Origin of the sequence: Clavibacter sepedonicus, from assembly GCF_000069225.1 — a bacterium.
Classification (GTDB): domain Bacteria; phylum Actinomycetota; class Actinomycetes; order Actinomycetales; family Microbacteriaceae; genus Clavibacter; species Clavibacter sepedonicus.
The window spans coordinates 2664849-2680033 of the sequence record NC_010407.1; the positions used below are offsets into that span (position 1 = coordinate 2664849).

The 15185-nt window shown below is 70.9% G+C and carries 16 protein-coding genes; 7 read left to right on the forward strand and 9 right to left on the reverse strand.

What is annotated here, in order from left to right; all coding sequences use genetic code 11:
- The first annotated feature begins 71 nt into the window (after window positions 1–71).
- From CMS_RS12415 to CMS_RS12425, 3 genes are read left to right on the forward strand one after another with little or no spacing between them, the layout of a single operon-like run.
- Window positions 72–779 (forward strand): glycosyltransferase family 2 protein, encoded by a 708-nt coding sequence (locus CMS_RS12415; protein ID WP_012299784.1) that lies wholly within the window; start codon window positions 72–74, stop codon window positions 777–779.
- On the forward strand, window positions 776–1459 hold the full coding sequence (locus CMS_RS12420) for a TIGR04282 family arsenosugar biosynthesis glycosyltransferase (protein WP_012299785.1): 684 nt from the start codon (window positions 776–778) through the stop codon (window positions 1457–1459). Before CMS_RS12415 ends, CMS_RS12420 begins: the two co-directional genes overlap by 4 nt.
- On the forward strand, window positions 1456–2151 hold the full coding sequence (locus CMS_RS12425) for a class I SAM-dependent methyltransferase (protein WP_012299786.1): 696 nt from the start codon (window positions 1456–1458) through the stop codon (window positions 2149–2151). The genes CMS_RS12420 and CMS_RS12425 overlap by 4 nt, the downstream gene beginning before the upstream one ends.
- Here CMS_RS12425 and CMS_RS12430 read toward each other — a convergent pair.
- Complete coding sequence (locus CMS_RS12430) at window positions 2100–2600, reverse strand: hypothetical protein (RefSeq protein WP_049791941.1); 501 nt, start codon at window positions 2598–2600, stop codon at window positions 2100–2102. The two genes, CMS_RS12425 and CMS_RS12430, sit on opposite strands and share 52 nt — an antisense overlap.
- Complete coding sequence (locus tag CMS_RS12435; protein ID WP_223842655.1) at window positions 2600–3826, reverse strand: molybdopterin-dependent oxidoreductase; 1227 nt, start codon at window positions 3824–3826, stop codon at window positions 2600–2602. The genes CMS_RS12430 and CMS_RS12435 overlap by 1 nt, the downstream gene beginning before the upstream one ends.
- A 90-nt stretch (window positions 3827–3916) precedes the next feature.
- Between CMS_RS12435 and CMS_RS12440 the strand changes: the two genes are divergently transcribed.
- Window positions 3917–5365 carry a glycosyltransferase family 87 protein gene (locus tag CMS_RS12440; RefSeq protein WP_012299789.1) on the forward strand — a complete coding sequence of 483 codons (1449 nt, stop codon included), beginning with the start codon at window positions 3917–3919 and terminating at the stop codon, window positions 5363–5365.
- Here CMS_RS12440 and CMS_RS12445 read toward each other — a convergent pair whose 3' ends face one another.
- From CMS_RS12445 to CMS_RS12460, 4 genes are all read right to left on the reverse strand, one after another.
- Window positions 5366–6457, reverse strand: a complete 1092-nt coding sequence (locus CMS_RS12445) for an ABC transporter ATP-binding protein (protein WP_012299790.1) — start codon at window positions 6455–6457, stop codon at window positions 5366–5368.
- On the reverse strand, window positions 6454–7233 hold the full coding sequence (locus CMS_RS12450; RefSeq protein WP_012299791.1) for an ABC transporter permease: 780 nt from the start codon (window positions 7231–7233) through the stop codon (window positions 6454–6456). The genes CMS_RS12445 and CMS_RS12450 overlap by 4 nt, the downstream gene beginning before the upstream one ends.
- Before the next feature lie 73 nt (window positions 7234–7306).
- Complete coding sequence (gene modA / locus CMS_RS12455; protein WP_012299792.1) at window positions 7307–8095, reverse strand: molybdate ABC transporter substrate-binding protein; 789 nt, start codon at window positions 8093–8095, stop codon at window positions 7307–7309.
- On the reverse strand, window positions 8095–8607 hold the full coding sequence (locus CMS_RS12460; protein WP_012299793.1) for a TOBE domain-containing protein: 513 nt from the start codon (window positions 8605–8607) through the stop codon (window positions 8095–8097). The genes modA and CMS_RS12460 overlap by 1 nt, the downstream gene beginning before the upstream one ends.
- A 93-nt stretch (window positions 8608–8700) precedes the next feature.
- On the opposite strand from CMS_RS12460, the gene moaA reads away from it, so the two are divergent.
- From moaA to CMS_RS16705, 3 genes are all read left to right on the forward strand, one after another.
- Entirely contained in the window at window positions 8701–9786 is a 1086-nt protein-coding gene (gene moaA, locus CMS_RS12465; RefSeq protein ID WP_012299794.1) for a GTP 3',8-cyclase MoaA, read from the forward strand.
- A 1-nt stretch (window position 9787) separates the two neighbouring features.
- Window positions 9788–10051 (forward strand): MoaD/ThiS family protein, encoded by a 264-nt coding sequence (locus tag CMS_RS12470; RefSeq protein ID WP_012299795.1) that lies wholly within the window; start codon window positions 9788–9790, stop codon window positions 10049–10051.
- A gap of 277 nt (window positions 10052–10328) precedes the next feature.
- On the forward strand, window positions 10329–11903 hold the full coding sequence (locus CMS_RS16705) for an AAA family ATPase (RefSeq protein ID WP_012299796.1): 1575 nt from the start codon (window positions 10329–10331) through the stop codon (window positions 11901–11903).
- 1368 nt (window positions 11904–13271) lie between these two features.
- Here CMS_RS16705 and CMS_RS12475 read toward each other — a convergent pair.
- The 3 genes from CMS_RS12475 to CMS_RS12485 form a co-directional block, all read right to left on the reverse strand.
- Entirely contained in the window at window positions 13272–13751 is a 480-nt protein-coding gene (locus CMS_RS12475) for a VOC family protein (protein WP_012299798.1), read from the reverse strand.
- A 109-nt stretch (window positions 13752–13860) separates the two neighbouring features.
- Entirely contained in the window at window positions 13861–14826 is a 966-nt protein-coding gene (locus CMS_RS12480) for a DUF1648 domain-containing protein (RefSeq protein WP_012299799.1), read from the reverse strand.
- Entirely contained in the window at window positions 14823–15173 is a 351-nt protein-coding gene (locus CMS_RS12485; RefSeq protein WP_012299800.1) for a GntR family transcriptional regulator, read from the reverse strand. The genes CMS_RS12480 and CMS_RS12485 overlap by 4 nt, the downstream gene beginning before the upstream one ends.
- Between the last annotated feature and the right edge of the window lie 12 nt (window positions 15174–15185).

The window sequence follows — 15185 nt, forward strand, 5'->3', positions numbered from 1 at the left end:
TCGGCCATCCGGCGTCGGGTGATGCGGGGGCGTGCGGGACGAGCGCAGGCGCGGCCTCCTAGGCTCGACGGATGACGCAACCGCTCGTGGACGTGGTCCTCCCCTGCCTCGACGAGGAGGAGGCCCTGCCCTTCGTCCTCTCGCGCCTCCCCGAGGGGTACCGCGCGATCGTCGTCGACAACGGATCCACCGACCGCTCCGCCGAGGTCGCGCGCGAGCACGGCGCCCTCGTGGTGGAGGAGCGGCGCCGAGGGTTCGGGGCGGCGGCGCACGCGGGGCTCGAGGCCGCGACCGCACCGCTCGTGGCGTTCTGCGACGCCGACGCGTCGATGGATCCGGCGCTCCTCCCCCGCGTGGTCGACCCGGTCCGCGACGGCGAGCGCGACCTCGTGCTCGGCCGCCGGATCCCGTCGACGCGCGGCGCATGGCCGCTGCACGCCCGGATCGCGAACCTCGAGCTCGCCCGCCGGCTGCGGCGGATCACGGGTGTGCCGCTGCACGACCTCGGCCCGATGCGCTGCGGGCGGCGCACCGAGCTGCTGGGCCTGGGGATCCTCGACCGGCGCAGCGGCTATCCGCTCGAGATGCTGCTGCGGGCATCGGCGGCCGGGTGGAGCATCCTGGAGGTGGAGATGCCGTACGCACCGCGCGTGGGGCGGTCCAAGGTGACCGGCACCGTGCGCGGGACCGTCACGGCCGTGCGCGACATGTCACGCGTGCTGGCCGAGGCGCGAGCGGCGGCAGTGGGCGCCGACCGCACCCCGGGAGGATCCGCGTGACCACCGTCGTCGTCATCGCCAAGGAGTGCATCCCCGGCCGCGTCAAGACGCGCCTGCACCCGCCGTTCACGCTCGAGGAGGCCGCCGAGCTCGCGTCCGCGGCCCTCGCCGACACGCTCGCCGCCGTCGACGACGCCGCGCCCGAGCGCCGCGTGCTCCTCTTCGACGGTGCGAACCCGCCCGCGGAGGCCGCCGGCTACGACGTGATCCCGCAGGTGGCGGGCGACCTCGACGAGCGGCTCGCCGCCATGTACGACGCGCTCGACGGTCCCGTCCTCCTCGTCGGCATGGACACCCCGCAGCTCACCGCCGCCCTCCTCCGCCCCGTGCTCGACTCGTGGGCCGACGGCGCGGGCGGCCCCGACGCCTGGTTCGGCCCCGCGAACGACGGCGGCTTCTGGGCGCTGGGCCTCCGGGATCCGGACGGCGCGCTCGTGCGCGGCGTGCCCATGTCCCGGGACGACACGGGCGCGGTGCAGCTGTCGCGGCTGATCGACGCGGGGCTCGACGTGGCGATGCTGCCCGAGCTCACCGACGTGGACACGGTCGCCGACGCGCGCGACGCGGCCGCAGCGGCGCCCGCCCATCGCTTCGCCGCCGTGCTCCGAACCCTGGACACCGGCGCGGGCACCCGCGCCGCCACCACCGCATCCGCGACATCGCAGAGGGACCCCGCATGAGCCTGGCCGTCGACCACCCCGAGGACCGCGCCTCCGCGCGCGTCCGCACCTTCGGATCCGGTGGCGGCGAACCGTACGCCCGGGCCCTCCGCGACTCCGGGGTCCTCTTCCTGTCGCTCGCGTCCGACGACGACAGCGCCGAGGCGATGGACATCAGCCGCTGGAGCGCGGACGCCGACGCCGTGGACGCGAGCCTCCTCGCGGGCGCGGCCGGTCCCGTCCTCGACATCGGCTGCGGCCCGGGCCGCATGGTCCGCGCGGCTATGGACGCCGGGCTCGGCGCGCTCGGCATCGACGTCTCCCCCACCGTGGTCGAGATGGCCGCGGGCCTCGGCCTCCCCGTGCTCCACCGCTCGGTCTTCGAGCGCCTGCCCCGCGAGGGCGGCTGGGGCACGCTTCTGCTGCTCGACGGCAACATCGGCATCGGCGGCGACGCGGCCGCGCTCCTCGCGCGCTGCGGCGACCTCCTCGACGACCAGGGCGCGCTCGTGGTCGAGACCCACCCGGATCCCGCCCGCGACCGCACCTTCGAGTGCACGGTCGAGGACGGCCAGGGCCGCGCGAGCGACCCGTTCCCGTGGGCGCAGGTCGGCCGCGACGCCGTCGCGCGCATGGCCGCTGGCGCGGGCCTCGACCTCGTTCAGTGCTGGGAGACCGACGGCCGGTCCTTCTGCCGCCTCGTGCGCGCGTAGAGCGCCGCGACCACGGCCGTCGCCACCGCGGTGGCGACCCACATGAGCGCGAGGCGCGGCGCGTAGTCCGCGATGAGGATCGTCGGGTTGTCGTTGCCGATGGCGCGAGCCCGGATCTCGGGGACGACCACCAGGGTCATCACCGCCATCACGACCACGCCGGCCTGCACGATCACGAGCGAGCCCGGAGGGAGGCGCCGGCCCGCCTTCCGCAGCAGCAGGCCGGTGACGAAGACGACGGGCGACAGGATCGCGTCGTGCACGAGGATCGCGAGGAGCAGGAACACGGCGACGCCGACGACCTGGTCGGTGCGCTGGGTCTCGAGCAGGGTGCGCGCGCCGAACGCGAGGCCGACGACGCCGATCGCGACGAGCGCGATCCGGGCGGCCACCATGCCGCGCGTCACGCGGGCGCCGTCGCCGGGCGCGGGGGTGCGGGTGCCGGACATCACATGACCTCCAGGGTCGAGAGCCACTTGGTCTGCAGCACGCCGGGACGCCCGGGCGCGATCATGCGCGCCGGGTAGCCGTGCTGGATGTCGAGGGGCGCGCCGTCGAGCTCGAGCGCCACCAGGGTGAGCGGGTCGCGCACGTACTCCGGGCCCATCTCGGTGCGCCGGAAGCCGCCGCTCTTCTCGAGGCTTGTGACGCGGAGGCGCGCCACAGGGTCGGCGCCGACCTGGTCCATCAGGTCCATGAGGCGGACGCCGCGCCACGTCGCCGACTGGCTCCAGCCCTCGACGCAGGAGATGGGCAGCGTCGCGGTGACGAGCCCCATGCCGCGGAGGTCGTCCATCGTGAAGGCCCTGGAGACGGATCCGTTCGAGACGGTGAGCGCCCACGCGGGGTCGACCGCGGACTCCGTCACGCCCGCGGCCTCGGCCGTGCGGTTGACGGGCAGCCCCTGCGGGCCGGTGCCCATGACGCGCGGGCCGAAGGCGTTGAGCGGGGCGAGGATCCGGAACGACTGGCCCGCGGTGAGGCCCACGACCGCGGCGACGGATGCGCCGACCGCCACGAGGAAGCCGCGGCGGGCGATGGGCGTCGGCGTGACGGGGGTGTCGTCGATCCAGGCGAGCACGCGGCCGGTGACGCCGCGGGGCGCGCGGGCCGGGGTGCCGTCGGCGGCGGTCGCGGCCGACTGGTCCTCGACGATGGGCGACTCGTCCGCCTGCCCGCGCCGCCAGTGGCCCGCGATGGCGGGCAGCTTCACGCCGATGTGGATCGCGAGCGACCCGATCACGACGAACGCCAGCGCGAAGTGCGTCTGCCGGAAGTAGAAGGGGAACGGCACCCACTGGAAGGTGTTGAGGAGGCCCATCGCCACCTCGAGCAGCGACGCCCCGACGAAGACGGCGATGGACGCGCGCTCGAGGAACGAGACGACCCCGGTGACCGGCGGGTACGTGAGCAGCTCGGGGAAGACGATCCAGAGCTTGGCGAGCAGGAGCGGCACGCACGCGATGCCGGCCGTGATGTGGATCCCCTGCGACAGCCGGTAGAGCGACACGGGCGCGGTCGGGAAGCGCATCCACGGCAGCGGGTCCTGCAGGAAGTGGCTGTAGAGGCCCGTCGCGAAGCAAACCAGGAAGGCGAGGCCGAGGAGGCGGCCGATCACGACCGCCAGCCGGGTCGTGCGCGCGGGCGAGGCGAGGCGGCGCCTGGTCTCGTGCATCAGCGTCCGCATCGGATCCGTCCTCCGTCCGGCGGACGGCGGGCCGCGGCCGGTCGGCGGCCGTCGAGCCGCGCGCCGCCATGATGGGGTGTGCGCACAGCCCTCACCGCCTTCGTCCTCGTCGTCATGGCCGCGCTCACCGGATGGTCGGTGGTCGCGTTCGATCTGTTCGGCGATGCCGACGACGAGGCGTTCTTCCGTCGCGAGGGTGCCGCGCCGCTGTTCTGGCTCGTGGTCGTCATCTGGGTGGTCTTCGGAGCGGCGGTCCTCCTGGTGCGGAAGCTGCCGGCACGATCCGCCGCTGCGCTCATCATCCTCGGATCGGTGGGCCTCGGCGCGGTCGCCATGGCCGGGCCGCCGAACACCAGCACCGACTCCGCGCGCTACGCCTGGGACGGCATCGTGCAGAACGCGGGCGAGTCGCCCTATCGCTACACGCCGGCCGACCCCGAGCTGCGGGACCTCCGGCCCGACTGGCTCTATCCGAAGACCGTCGTCGGGTCGGATGGAGCCGCCACCTGCGAGGGGAAGCGGATCATAGGCGTCCGCGAGGAGGAGACGCACGAGCCGATGTGCACGGCGCTCAACCGCCCCAAGGTCCCCACCATCTACCCGCCCATGGCCGAGCTGTTCTTCGCGGGCGTGCGCGCCGCAGTCCCGGTGACGGCCGAGTACTGGGCGTTCCAGGCCGCCGGGCTCCTGATGATGACGGCGGTGACGCTCCTGCTCGTCCGCGCGCTGCGGAAGCGCGGCAAGCCCGTGTGGTGGGCGGCGCTCTGGGCGTGGTGCCCGCTGGTGGCGAGCGAGGTGGTCACGAACTCGCACGTCGACGCGCTCGGGGCGCTGCTCGCGCTCGCGGCGTCGCTCCTCGTCGCGGGCGGGATGCGGTGGCGCGGCGGCATCGCCCTCGGCGCGGCCATCGCGACGAAGCTCATCCCGGTGATCGCGGCGCCGGCGCTGCTGCGGAAGCAGCCCTGGAAGGTGATCACCGCGGCGGTCGTCACGTTCGCCCTGCTCTACGTGCCGTACGTGCTCAGCACCGGGATCGCGGTGCTCGGCTACCTGCCCGGCTACCTGCAGGAGGAGGGCTACGGCGACGGCGGGCGGTTCCCGCTCGTGGAGCTCGTCGTTCCCGGGCAGTACGGGCTCATCGCGGTCGGGCTGATCCTCGCCGTGACCGCCGGCCTCGTCTGGTGGAGGACCGACCCGGCGGATCCGTGGCTCGGCCAGCTCGTGATGATCGGCGTGACGCTCCTCGCCGTGAGCCCGCGCTACCCCTGGTACGCGCTGCTGCTCATCCCGTTCATCGCGATGACGGGCCGCGGCGAGTGGTTCGCGGTGGTGGCCGCGCTCGCGCTGCGGCTGTTCGCGCCGGACGAGTGGGCCTGGCAGATCGCGCTCGCGGCCGCCCTGGTGATCGTCGTGGCCGGCTCGCTCGTGCGGCTCGGGCCGGACGGGCGCGCTCGGCTGATCCCCGCGGTCGTGCGGCGGCGGCTGGGCCGGGAGCGCGTGACCGCCGGCGGGCCGGACGCCGGCTGATCAGATCCCGCGCGGGATCCGCACGGTGAGGCGCTCGGCCGCGACCGGGCGGAGCGCGGCGAAGGACGCGGCGTCGAGCTCGGCGGTGATCTCGGTGCCCGGCTCGATGGCGACCGCGGCGGGATCGAGCGCGGTGACGGCGGCATCCGGTTCGGCGACGCGCAGCGCCACGCGGACGCGGCCCGCTGCGCCCTCCACCCGCCGCACGGTGCCGGTCGTCACGACGTCGCGGGTGCCGCCGCCGATGCCTTCCGGGGCGGGTCCGCGGGCCAGCCGCACGTCCGCCGGCGCGGCGATGATCACGACGGCCTGACCGTCGGCGTCCCGCCCCGTCAAGCGGTTCATGCCCACGAGCCTGGCCACGTACGCCGTCGCGGGCCGGGCGGCGACCTCGGCGGGCGCGCCCTCCTGCACCTGGCGGCCGTCCTCGAGCACGTGGATCCGGTCGGTCAGCGCGAGCGCGTCCACCGGATCGTGCGTCACCATCACCGCCGCCCCGCCGAAGCGCCGCAGCTCGTCGGCGAGGAGGTCGCGCACGTCGAGTCGCGTGCCCGCGTCGAGCGCCGCCATCGGCTCGTCGAGGAGGAGGAGCGCCGGCTCGAGCACGAGGGCGCGGGCGAGCGCGACGCGCTGCGACTGGCCGCCCGACAGCGCGGCGGGCCGGCGGTCGGCGAGCTGTGCGATCCCGAGCCGGTCGAGCAGGGCGCGCGCCCGGTCGTCGGCATCCGCGCGCGGGACCCCGTGCGCGCGCGGCCCGAAGGCCACGTTCTGGAGCGCTGACAGGTGCGGGAAGAGGAGGTGGTCCTGGAAGACGACGCCGATGCCGCGGCCCTCGGCGGGGATCCGCGCCGCGCCCCCGCCCGGCTCCTCGAGCACCCGGCCGTCGAGCGCGACGCGTCCCGCCGTGAGCGGCGCGAGCCCCGCGAGCGCGCGGAGCAGCGTGGACTTGCCTGCACCGTTCGGGCCGACGACCGCGGTCGCGGATCCGGCCGGCACCCGCAGGCGCACGTCGAGCCGGAACGCGGGTCGCTCGACGACGACGTGCGCGTCGAGCCCGTCGGCCGCCGTCCCGCGGCACGCCGACGCGCTCACGCGTGCACCCCCGACGCCCACCGGTCGCGCAGGCTCACCAGCACGACCACCGACACCGCGAGCAGCACGAGGCTCAGCACGACGGCGGCGTCCGGATCCGTCTGCAGCGCGAGGTAGGCGGACAGCGGCACCGTCTGGGTCACGCCGGGAAAGCTGCCCGCGAAGGTGAGCGTCGCGCCGAACTCGCCGAGCGCGCGGGCGAAGCAGAGCACCGCGCCCGCGCCGATGCCCGGCGCGACGAGCGGCAGGGTCACCCGGCGGAGCACGGTCCAGCGGCTCGCGCCGAGGGTCGCGGCCGCGTCCTCGAAGCGGCGGTCGGCGCCGCGCAGCGCCCCCTCCACCGCCAGCACGAGGAACGGCATGGCCACGAAGGTCTCGGCGATCACCACGGCGGGCGTCGTGAAGGGGATGGTGATCCCGGTCAGCGCCTCGAGCGGTCCGCCGATCAGCCCCCGCCGTCCGAGCAGGAGCAGCAGGGCCACGCCGCCGATCACGGGCGGCAGCACGAGCGGCACGGTCACGAGCGCGCGGAGGATCCGCTGCACCACGGGCGGGCGCCCCGCCGAGCGCGAGAGCACGAACGCGAGCGGCACCCCGAGCAGGAGGCTGAGCCCGGTCGCGGCGAGCGCGCTGCCGAGGGAGAGGCCGAGGGCGCGCGCGATGCCGGGATCCGCGAGCCGCTCCCCCAGCGTCGCCCACGGCGCGCGCACCACGAGGGCCGCGAGCGGCAGCACGAGGAACGCGAGGGCGACGCCCGCGGGGATCCAGAGCAGCACCGGGACGCGGTCGGCACGCTCGCCCGCGGGGACGCGCGTGCGGCTGCGGGCGCGGCTGCGGTCGGCGCGCAGCTCAGGGCGCACGGAACCCCGCGGCGGTGAACACGGACCGGGCGTCGTCGCCCGCCACGTAGTCGGCGAAGGCGGCGGCGAGGGCGGGCGACGCGGATTCGGCGAGCGGCGCCACGACGCAGTCCGTCGTCACGTTCACCTCGTCCGGCAGCGGCACGCCCTCGACCCGGTCGCCCGCGGCCCGCACGTCCGTCTCATAGACCACCGCCGCATCCACCTCGCCGAGCTCGACGCGCGTGAGGGCGGCGCGCACGTCCTGCTCGAGCGAGTCCGGCTGCGGCGTGACGCCCGCCTCCCGGAACGCCTGCGCCGCCGCGGCACCGCACGGCACCTCGGGCGCGCAGAGGGCGAGGGTGCGGGCGGGGTCGGCGAAGTCGGCGAGGCCGGCGATGCGGGCGGGGTTCCCGGGCGGCACCGCGATCTCGAGCGCGTTGCGGGCGAACACGCGCGGGTCCGCGGCCGTCTCGCCCGCGTCGACGACCGTCGTCATGGTGGCGTCGGAGGCGGACGCGAACACGTCCGCGGGCGCGCCCTGCACGATCTGCTGCGCGAGCGTCGAGCTGCCGCCGTACGACACCGTGACCGTCACGCCCGGGTGCGCGCCCTCGAAGCCGCGGGCGACCTCGTCCATGCTGCCGGTGAGCGACGCCGCGGCCTGCACGACGAGCGTGCCGGCGAGGGAGTCGGGGGCGGGATCGGGGACGCCGGAGGGCGCGGATCCACCGGCCGAGCAGCCGGCGAGGAGCCCCGCAGCCAGGGCGCCGACGACGACCGCGCGCGCTCCGCGCATCACGCCCGCCCGCCCGTCAGCGTCTCGGGCGCGAGCAGCTCGACGCCCACGTTCGTGGCCTTCACGGTCGCGGCGGCGGGCGCTCCCACCTCGAGCCCCAGCTCGTCGGCGGCCTCGCGGCTGATCAGCGACACCATCCGGAACGGCCCCGCCTGGATCTCGACCTGCGCCATGACGCCGTCCCGCACGACGCGCGTGACGATGCCCGGCATGCGGTTCCGCGCCGAGGCCGGCGGACGCCCGGCGCCGGATGCGGCGAGCGACCCGTCCGCGGCCAGCTCGGTCGCGAGGTGGGCGAGCTGCACGCCGTCGACCTGGATCAGCCGCCCCTCGCCGCGCACGAGGTCGAGCCGGCCGGCGTCGGCCCAGCGGCGGAGGGTGTCGTCGCTCACGCCGATGAGCGCGGCGGCCTCGCTCACGCGGTAGCGGAAGGGCCCGGATGCGGGTGCGACGGTGACGGGCGGCTCGGCATCCGCGGCGCGTGCGGGCGTGCGGTCCCTCTTCTGCGTCATGCGACGATCCTAGGCACCGCAGGCGCGGCTCGTGCCCGTCGCCCGCATCCGCTCGGCGTCGGCCCCGCTCCGACGCGCGCGTAGCCTGGGGGAATGAGCACCTCGCTGGGGATGCCGGCGATGCCGCGTCCCGCCGCCGCTCCGGGCCCCGCCCGGCCCGACGACCCGGCGCTCCTCGACCCCTTCGGCCGCCGCGCGACCGACCTCCGCATCTCGCTCACCGACCGCTGCAACCTGCGCTGCACCTACTGCATGCCGGCCGAGGGCCTCCCGTTCACGCCCGACCGGCAGGCGCTGCAGCTCGCCGAGATCGAGCGGCTCGTGCGCATCGGCACGCGCGACCTCGGCGTGCGCCAGGTGCGGTTCACGGGCGGTGAGCCGCTGCTGCGCCGCGACCTCATCGAGATCATCGCCGCGTGCGCCGCCCTCCCCGACCGGCCCGAGATCTCGCTCACCACCAACGCGATCGGCCTCGCGTCCCGCGCGCAGGCGCTCAAGGACGCGGGCCTCGACCGGATCAACGTCTCGCTCGACTCCGTGCACGCCGAGACGTTCCGGCTCATCACGCGGCGCCCGTTCCTCGACCGCGTGCTCGACGGCATCGACGCCGCCGCAGCCGCCGGGCTCACGCCCATCAAGATCAACGCGGTGCTCGTGCGCGGCGTCAACGACGACCAGGCGGCGGACCTCCTCGCCTGGGCCGTCGCGGGCGGCCACCAGCTGCGCTTCATCGAGCAGATGCCGCTCGACGCCGACCACGCGTGGGACCGCGACGAGATGATCACCGCCGCCGAGATCCGCGCGCGCCTGTCGGAGCGCTTCACGCTCGTGCCCGACGAGGAGCCGCGCGACGGATCCCCCGCCGAGCTCTGGCGCGTGCACTCGCTCGACGGCGGCGCGGGCACGGCGATGCTCGGCCGCGTGGGCGTCATCGCGAGCGTCACCGAGCCGTTCTGCGCCGACTGCCGCCGCACGCGCCTCACCGCGACGGGCGGCGTCCGCAGCTGCCTGTTCTCGCACGAGGAGACCGACCTGCTCGCGCCGCTGCGCTCCGGCGCGTCCGACGCCGAGATCGCCGACCTCTGGCGCGGCGCCATGTGGGCGAAGCCGAAGGGCCACGGCATGGACGACGCCGACTTCATCCAGCCCGCCCGCTCCATGAGCGCGATCGGGGGCTGACGTGATCGTCCCCGTGGAGCTCTTCGCCGCCGCCGCCGCGCTCGGTCGCACGACCGACACGCTCGACCTGCCGTCCGCGGCCGTCCTCGGCGACCTGATGGACGCGCTCGGCACGCGGGCCGCCGCGTCGGAGGATCCCGCGAACGCCGCCGCTGTCCTCGCCCGCTGCACCTACCTCGTCGAGGGCGTCGCGACCACCGACCGCGACGCGCCCCTCACGGCCGGCAGCGCGGTGGACGTGCTGCCGCCGTTCTCGGGCGGCTGATCCGATTTTCGGCATACTCGAGGACCGCCACGACTCCAGCCGCCAGCCGCTGATGGGCCGCAGAACCACGTAAAGCGATCGCGTTGTGCATTACTCGCAGCCGACCTGGCGCGATCGGGAGCATCGGCGCTTGGATTCACCCCTGACCTGGGGGCCTAACGGACTAGAGCGACCTTTATGCTGTAAGCGTGAATGACACACAGAGCGTGACTTTCGTGACGGAGGCCGTCAAGCCAATTAGCGATTCAAGGAACGTTATCGCTTTTGTACGTGCGGAATGGAACGACTGTTTACATGGCGCACTCTTGTTTACGCTTACTACTATGACCACCAGGGATCGCGATTTGAAATCGGTGGCGTCAAGATTGCCAAGCTCGACTTCGAATACAAAAACGACTCGGAGCATACCACGCCATTACCCACCCAATTCACGACTCTAGATAATACATATGCGCCCCTTGGGCAAGATGAATCGTACTACGCAAACTTGTTAAACCTCTTCGGCGTAAAGGAGACGAAACGCATCCTCGCTGCGGTCGGTGATATGGCCGTAGACCTGCGACGTTTCGAAAAGTTGCGGTCAGAACCGGTGGTATTCGAGTCGCTCATGCGCGACATTACCGGGAGTACCGTCACGGGCACTTACGCCCGCATACTCGCGGGTGACGGGCAGGATTCGTTTGCGCTTAAATACACAAGGCCTTCCACTAACGACCTAGCGGAATCAGTAATCCTTGACTTTGCGGTTCAGCCGGAATCTTTCCCGCCGACTAACGTACACGTGTTGGTTGGACGCAACGGTTCCGGTAAGACGACGCACCTTCGGGATATGGCCCTATCGCTTCTTGGGCCGAGCGCCGGTGAGAGTATCGGAACGTTTCGCGAACACGCCGACGTTTTGCCGGACATTGCCAACGTAGTCTATGTTTCCTTTAGTGCATTTGATAACGCGATCTTGCCGCATGAAGACAGCGTTGACAAATACGAAGTACGATATTCATACGTGGGCCTTGTAACGTCCGCTCCGGAGAATGAGACCAGCAGAACGTTTGGCACCAGCCATTCGGAAGACCATATTTCAATCGAGTCAAGAGCCCGGGATAAGATTGTGCCTACTCGGACACGGGCACCAGAAGAATTGGCTGAAGAGTTCGCGCGAAGCGCTTGGGTTGTAGTCCGTGAGAAATCGCGAGGTCTCTGGCGCGAAGCGCTTGAGACCCTAGAGTCGGACCCAATCTTTGCAGACGCAGACGTATCATCACTGGCCCAGCTGCATCACGAACCTTCATTCAAGCAGTTTGCTGCGCACGCCAAGATCATCTACGGGACATTAAGTTCTGGCCACAAGATAGTTCTACTCACTGTGACCAGGCTCGCTCAAAGCGTGACAGAGAAAAGCCTCGTGCTGATAGACGAACCCGAAGGGCATCTGCACCCTCCCCTTCTGTCAGCGTTTATCCGCACACTGTCAAACTTGATGAGCAGTCGCAATGGAATCGCCATTGTCGCGACGCACTCTCCGGTGGTCTTGCAAGAAGTACCTAGGAACTCCGCGTGGAAGATTCGGCGGGTCGCAGGAGTATCTCGTGCTAATCGACTTAAGGTGGAGTCATTTGGAGAAAACATAGGCGTGTTGACATCATCGGTTTTTGGCCTAGAGGTCTCCGCTTCTGGATTTCATAAGCTACTTCTTGACACCGCGGCCGAGGTACGTGACTTCTACCTAGTCCTTGAACGATTCAATGGGCAAATTGGCGGGGACGGGAGGGCCTTATTGTTATCTTGGTTTGCGAACCAAGGCCTGCCCGTGAGGTCATTCAAAGCAAATCGTGATTGGCCAGGCTACGAGTAATGCGAATCTCCTCAGCGCCGGCCGTCAATGTCGCATCCGTCCTCGACCGCTTATCATCCGGTGTTCGTATTGATACCGTCCACGCCTCCCGTAGCATGTTAATAAGGGCCGAGAAGACCTATAACTATTACTTGAGTCAGCAGGCCGCCACCAACGTTCCAACGGTTAATGCCGGCATCAGCTCGTCGACGGCAAAAAGCGTTAGGTGGGCTTACAAAAATCACCTTCGCTCTAGGAAAAGTGCTGGCCGGGAAATTTATGCCCTCTTGCGATCCCTAGCCGACTTGTGCCCAACTTGTCGAGTAAGAGATGCTGTGGCGCTCGATCACTACTTGCCGAAGGAAACATATCCTACATACGCGATCCAGCCAACGAATCTAGTCCCTATATGCACGTCGTGCAACGACAAAAAGTGGCACAAGCAAGCATCAAGCATTTATGATCAATTCTTACATCCGTATTTTGATGACTTACATGATGACTCATGGTTGATCGCCTCTGCCGTTAGGGGTGCGGGTCGATCTGTAACTTATAGCGTCGCGGCACAACACTTTTCAGACCCAATTCTCCAAAAACGCGTCGAGTTTCACCTTGAGTTTTTTGGACTTTCGCTCCTGTATGCCTCGAAGGCTAGTACCTATGTTGGAGGACATATAGCAATGCTTCAAGACGCTCATGCTAAAGGTGACCCCGAACATGTCAGCGACTTTCTATTCACTTTAAGTAGCTCGGTACAAATCTTCGGCGAAGAACCGTGGGTTGCAGCCGCACTTGCAGCTTGGGCAGCGGACTTGGAGTTTTGCGACGAAGGGTGGTACTAGCTTCTTAAATCTGCCTAAGGTGCATTTATGAAAGAATTGCGACCCGTGTGCAAAAGGCTATGACCGATGGGCCGGTCATGGTGGCCGATGCTTATGTCTTGCTTCAGATATCCGGCGTCCTGAATAGACAACTGGTCCGCCGGAGAATCTGGCGAGATGGGCAGATTTACTGCCACCCTTACCCAACTTGCTGTTAAAACAACTTGCGTTTACCGTCGATTATTAGTCAGAGGCTTATGTGCTTCGTATGGCCGCACACTTGTGACGATAAGTGCTGCAAGCAGGCAAAATTGTCTCCAACGTCCTGTTGTCCAGATTGGGTTTAACAACGGCGAAACACGTGACCGTCCGAGTGATCCGACGGCAGTCAAGCATCCTGCGAGTGCCGTGCCTGCCTAACCTGCTGCACCCGCCCCGGCGAGAGATTCCCGATCACCGACCGCGTCGAGCAAATCCCGGCTGGCAGAATCTCGGGCTTGCGCATGCCATGCCCGCGTGCCTCAGCCGCACTCCGATCCTGCCGAACCGGGACAGCGATTGAACGGCGTCAGCGCCCGTCGTACGCGGCCTGCAGCTCGGCCACGACGAGGCGGCCCATGCCCATCATCGCGGCCATCGCGCGCGCCGCGCCCTCGGGGTCGGGCCCGCCGATCGTGGTCGCCATCGCCTCCGGGACCACCTGCCACCAGAATCCCCAGCGGTCGCGCACCCAGCCGCAGCGGCCCTCCGTCCCGCCGTCGGCGAACGCGTCCCAGTAGCGGTCGACCTCCTGCTGGTCCGCAGCGGAGATCGACAGGGACACCGCCTCGGTCGCCTGCATGCCGGGGCCGCCGTTGAGCAGGCGGTGCGGCTGGCCGTCGAGCTCGAGGTCGACCACGAGGGCCGTGCCGCGCAGGGCCGGGTCGGGGAAGTCGTCCGGGTAGCGCGAGGTGTCGAGGATCCGCGAGCCCGGGAACAGGTCGACGTAGAACCGCGCCGCCTCCTCGATCCCCTCGCCGAACCAGAGGGTGGGGGTGATGCGCGACATGGCTGCTCCTCGTGTCCGACGGCGGCCTCGTCGCGCACCGTCGGGGCCACGCTAGCCACCGGCGAGCCTGCCGACCAGAGTCCGACCGACAGCGGATGCGGCGGGCGGCTCAGGCCGCGCGGCGCCCCGCGAGGAGCGCCTCGAGGACGGCAGCGCCGCGATCCGCATCCGCCACGGTGACCAGCCGGGCGCGCCCGCCGGTGAGCCGCACGACGAGGCCGGGCCCGGAGCGCGTCACGTAGGCGACGCCGCGGCCCGACACGCGCAGACCCCAGCCGCCCCACTGCCCCGGCGAGACGTCCTCCCACCCCGCCGACTCGATGCGGGCGAGGGGCACGCGCATGATCGGGATCCGCGTCCAGGTCGAGACGACCCGGAGCCCGCGCCGGTCGACCGTCACGTCGACGCGCGCGAGCGCCAGCATCGCGAGGCCGGCCACGACGAGCGGGATGCCGGAGAGGGCGGCCGTGTCGGCGTCCACCGCCGACGCGCTTGCCGCGGCGACGAACCCGAGCACCACGACGACCGCGCCGATCCCCGCGAACCACCCGCTGCCGGTCCGAGCGCGCCAGGCGACCCGGGCCGTGGCGGGGATCTCGAGCGGCGCCACGTCGTGCGCGGGCAGAGGCCCGGCGGCGCGGACCAGGACAGCCACGGGGATCCCGGCCGCCGTTGCGCCCGCGCCCAGCAGCACGACGCTCCACCAGACGGGGAGGGTGCCGTCGCCGACGGCGGCGGACGCCGCGGTCGCGATCCATCCCGCGGCGAGGATGCCCGTCACGAGGTTCGCGACGAGGAGCACCGTGGCCGCCGTGCGCCGATCCCGCGCTCGCAGGGCGGCGACGGCCAGCGCCACGGCCACGACCGCGAGTCCCAGCGCGACCGCGAGCATCGCCCAGGGCGAGCCCCATCCGTCGGGCGTCCCGTCGGCGGCGAAGTGCACGGCGATCCGGCCGGGGAGCGTCGGCGCGAGCACCACGGCCGCGACGCCGAGCGCCAGGGCGATGACCGCCGCGGGGGCGACGACCGCGACACGCGCGCCGGTCGGCAGGGGCAGGGGTGCTGGGGTGGTCATCGTGCTCCCTTGATCATGGTGAACAGGTCGTCCATGGGCACGCCGAGGGTGTCGGCCTGCTCGCGCAGCTCCTCGACGAGGGTGCGGAGGCGGTCGAAGGACGCGTTGCCCGAGCGGATCACCGTGGCGCCGCGACCGCGCCGCAGCTCGATGAGCCCGTCTGCTTGGAGGCTCGCGTAGGCGCGCAGCACCGTGTGCATGTTCACGTCGATGGAGGCCGCGAGGTCGCGCGCCGACGGCAGCCGCTCCCCGCTCGCGACCTCGCCGCGCGCAATGGCGTAGCGGATCTGCGTGGCCACCTGCTCGGCGAGCGAGGTCTTCGCCGTGGGATCCACCGTGATGAGCATGTTCGCATTCTA

Bases quoted from the DNA above. Each gene is read 5' to 3' on its own strand.
- CMS_RS12415 (WP_012299784.1), top strand. From the start codon at position 72: ATGACGCAACCGCTCGTGGACGTGGTCCTCCCCTGCCTCGACGAGGAG.
- CMS_RS12475 (WP_012299798.1), bottom strand. From the start codon at position 13,751: ATGTCGCGCATCACCCCCACCCTCTGGTTCGGCGAGGGGATCGAGGAG.
- CMS_RS12460 (WP_012299793.1), bottom strand. From the start codon at position 8,607: ATGACGCAGAAGAGGGACCGCACGCCCGCACGCGCCGCGGATGCCGAG.
- CMS_RS12485 (WP_012299800.1), bottom strand. From the start codon at position 15,173: ATGCTCATCACGGTGGATCCCACGGCGAAGACCTCGCTCGCCGAGCAG.
- moaA (WP_012299794.1), top strand. From the start codon at position 8,701: ATGAGCACCTCGCTGGGGATGCCGGCGATGCCGCGTCCCGCCGCCGCT.
- CMS_RS16705 (WP_012299796.1), top strand. From the start codon at position 10,329: ATGGAACGACTGTTTACATGGCGCACTCTTGTTTACGCTTACTACTAT.
- modA (WP_012299792.1), bottom strand. From the start codon at position 8,095: ATGCGCGGAGCGCGCGCGGTCGTCGTCGGCGCCCTGGCTGCGGGGCTC.
- CMS_RS12435 (WP_223842655.1), bottom strand. From the start codon at position 3,826: ATGCACGAGACCAGGCGCCGCCTCGCCTCGCCCGCGCGCACGACCCGG.
- CMS_RS12480 (WP_012299799.1), bottom strand. From the start codon at position 14,826: ATGACCACCCCAGCACCCCTGCCCCTGCCGACCGGCGCGCGTGTCGCG.
- CMS_RS12425 (WP_012299786.1), top strand. From the start codon at position 1,456: ATGAGCCTGGCCGTCGACCACCCCGAGGACCGCGCCTCCGCGCGCGTC.
- CMS_RS12430 (WP_049791941.1), bottom strand. From the start codon at position 2,600: ATGTCCGGCACCCGCACCCCCGCGCCCGGCGACGGCGCCCGCGTGACG.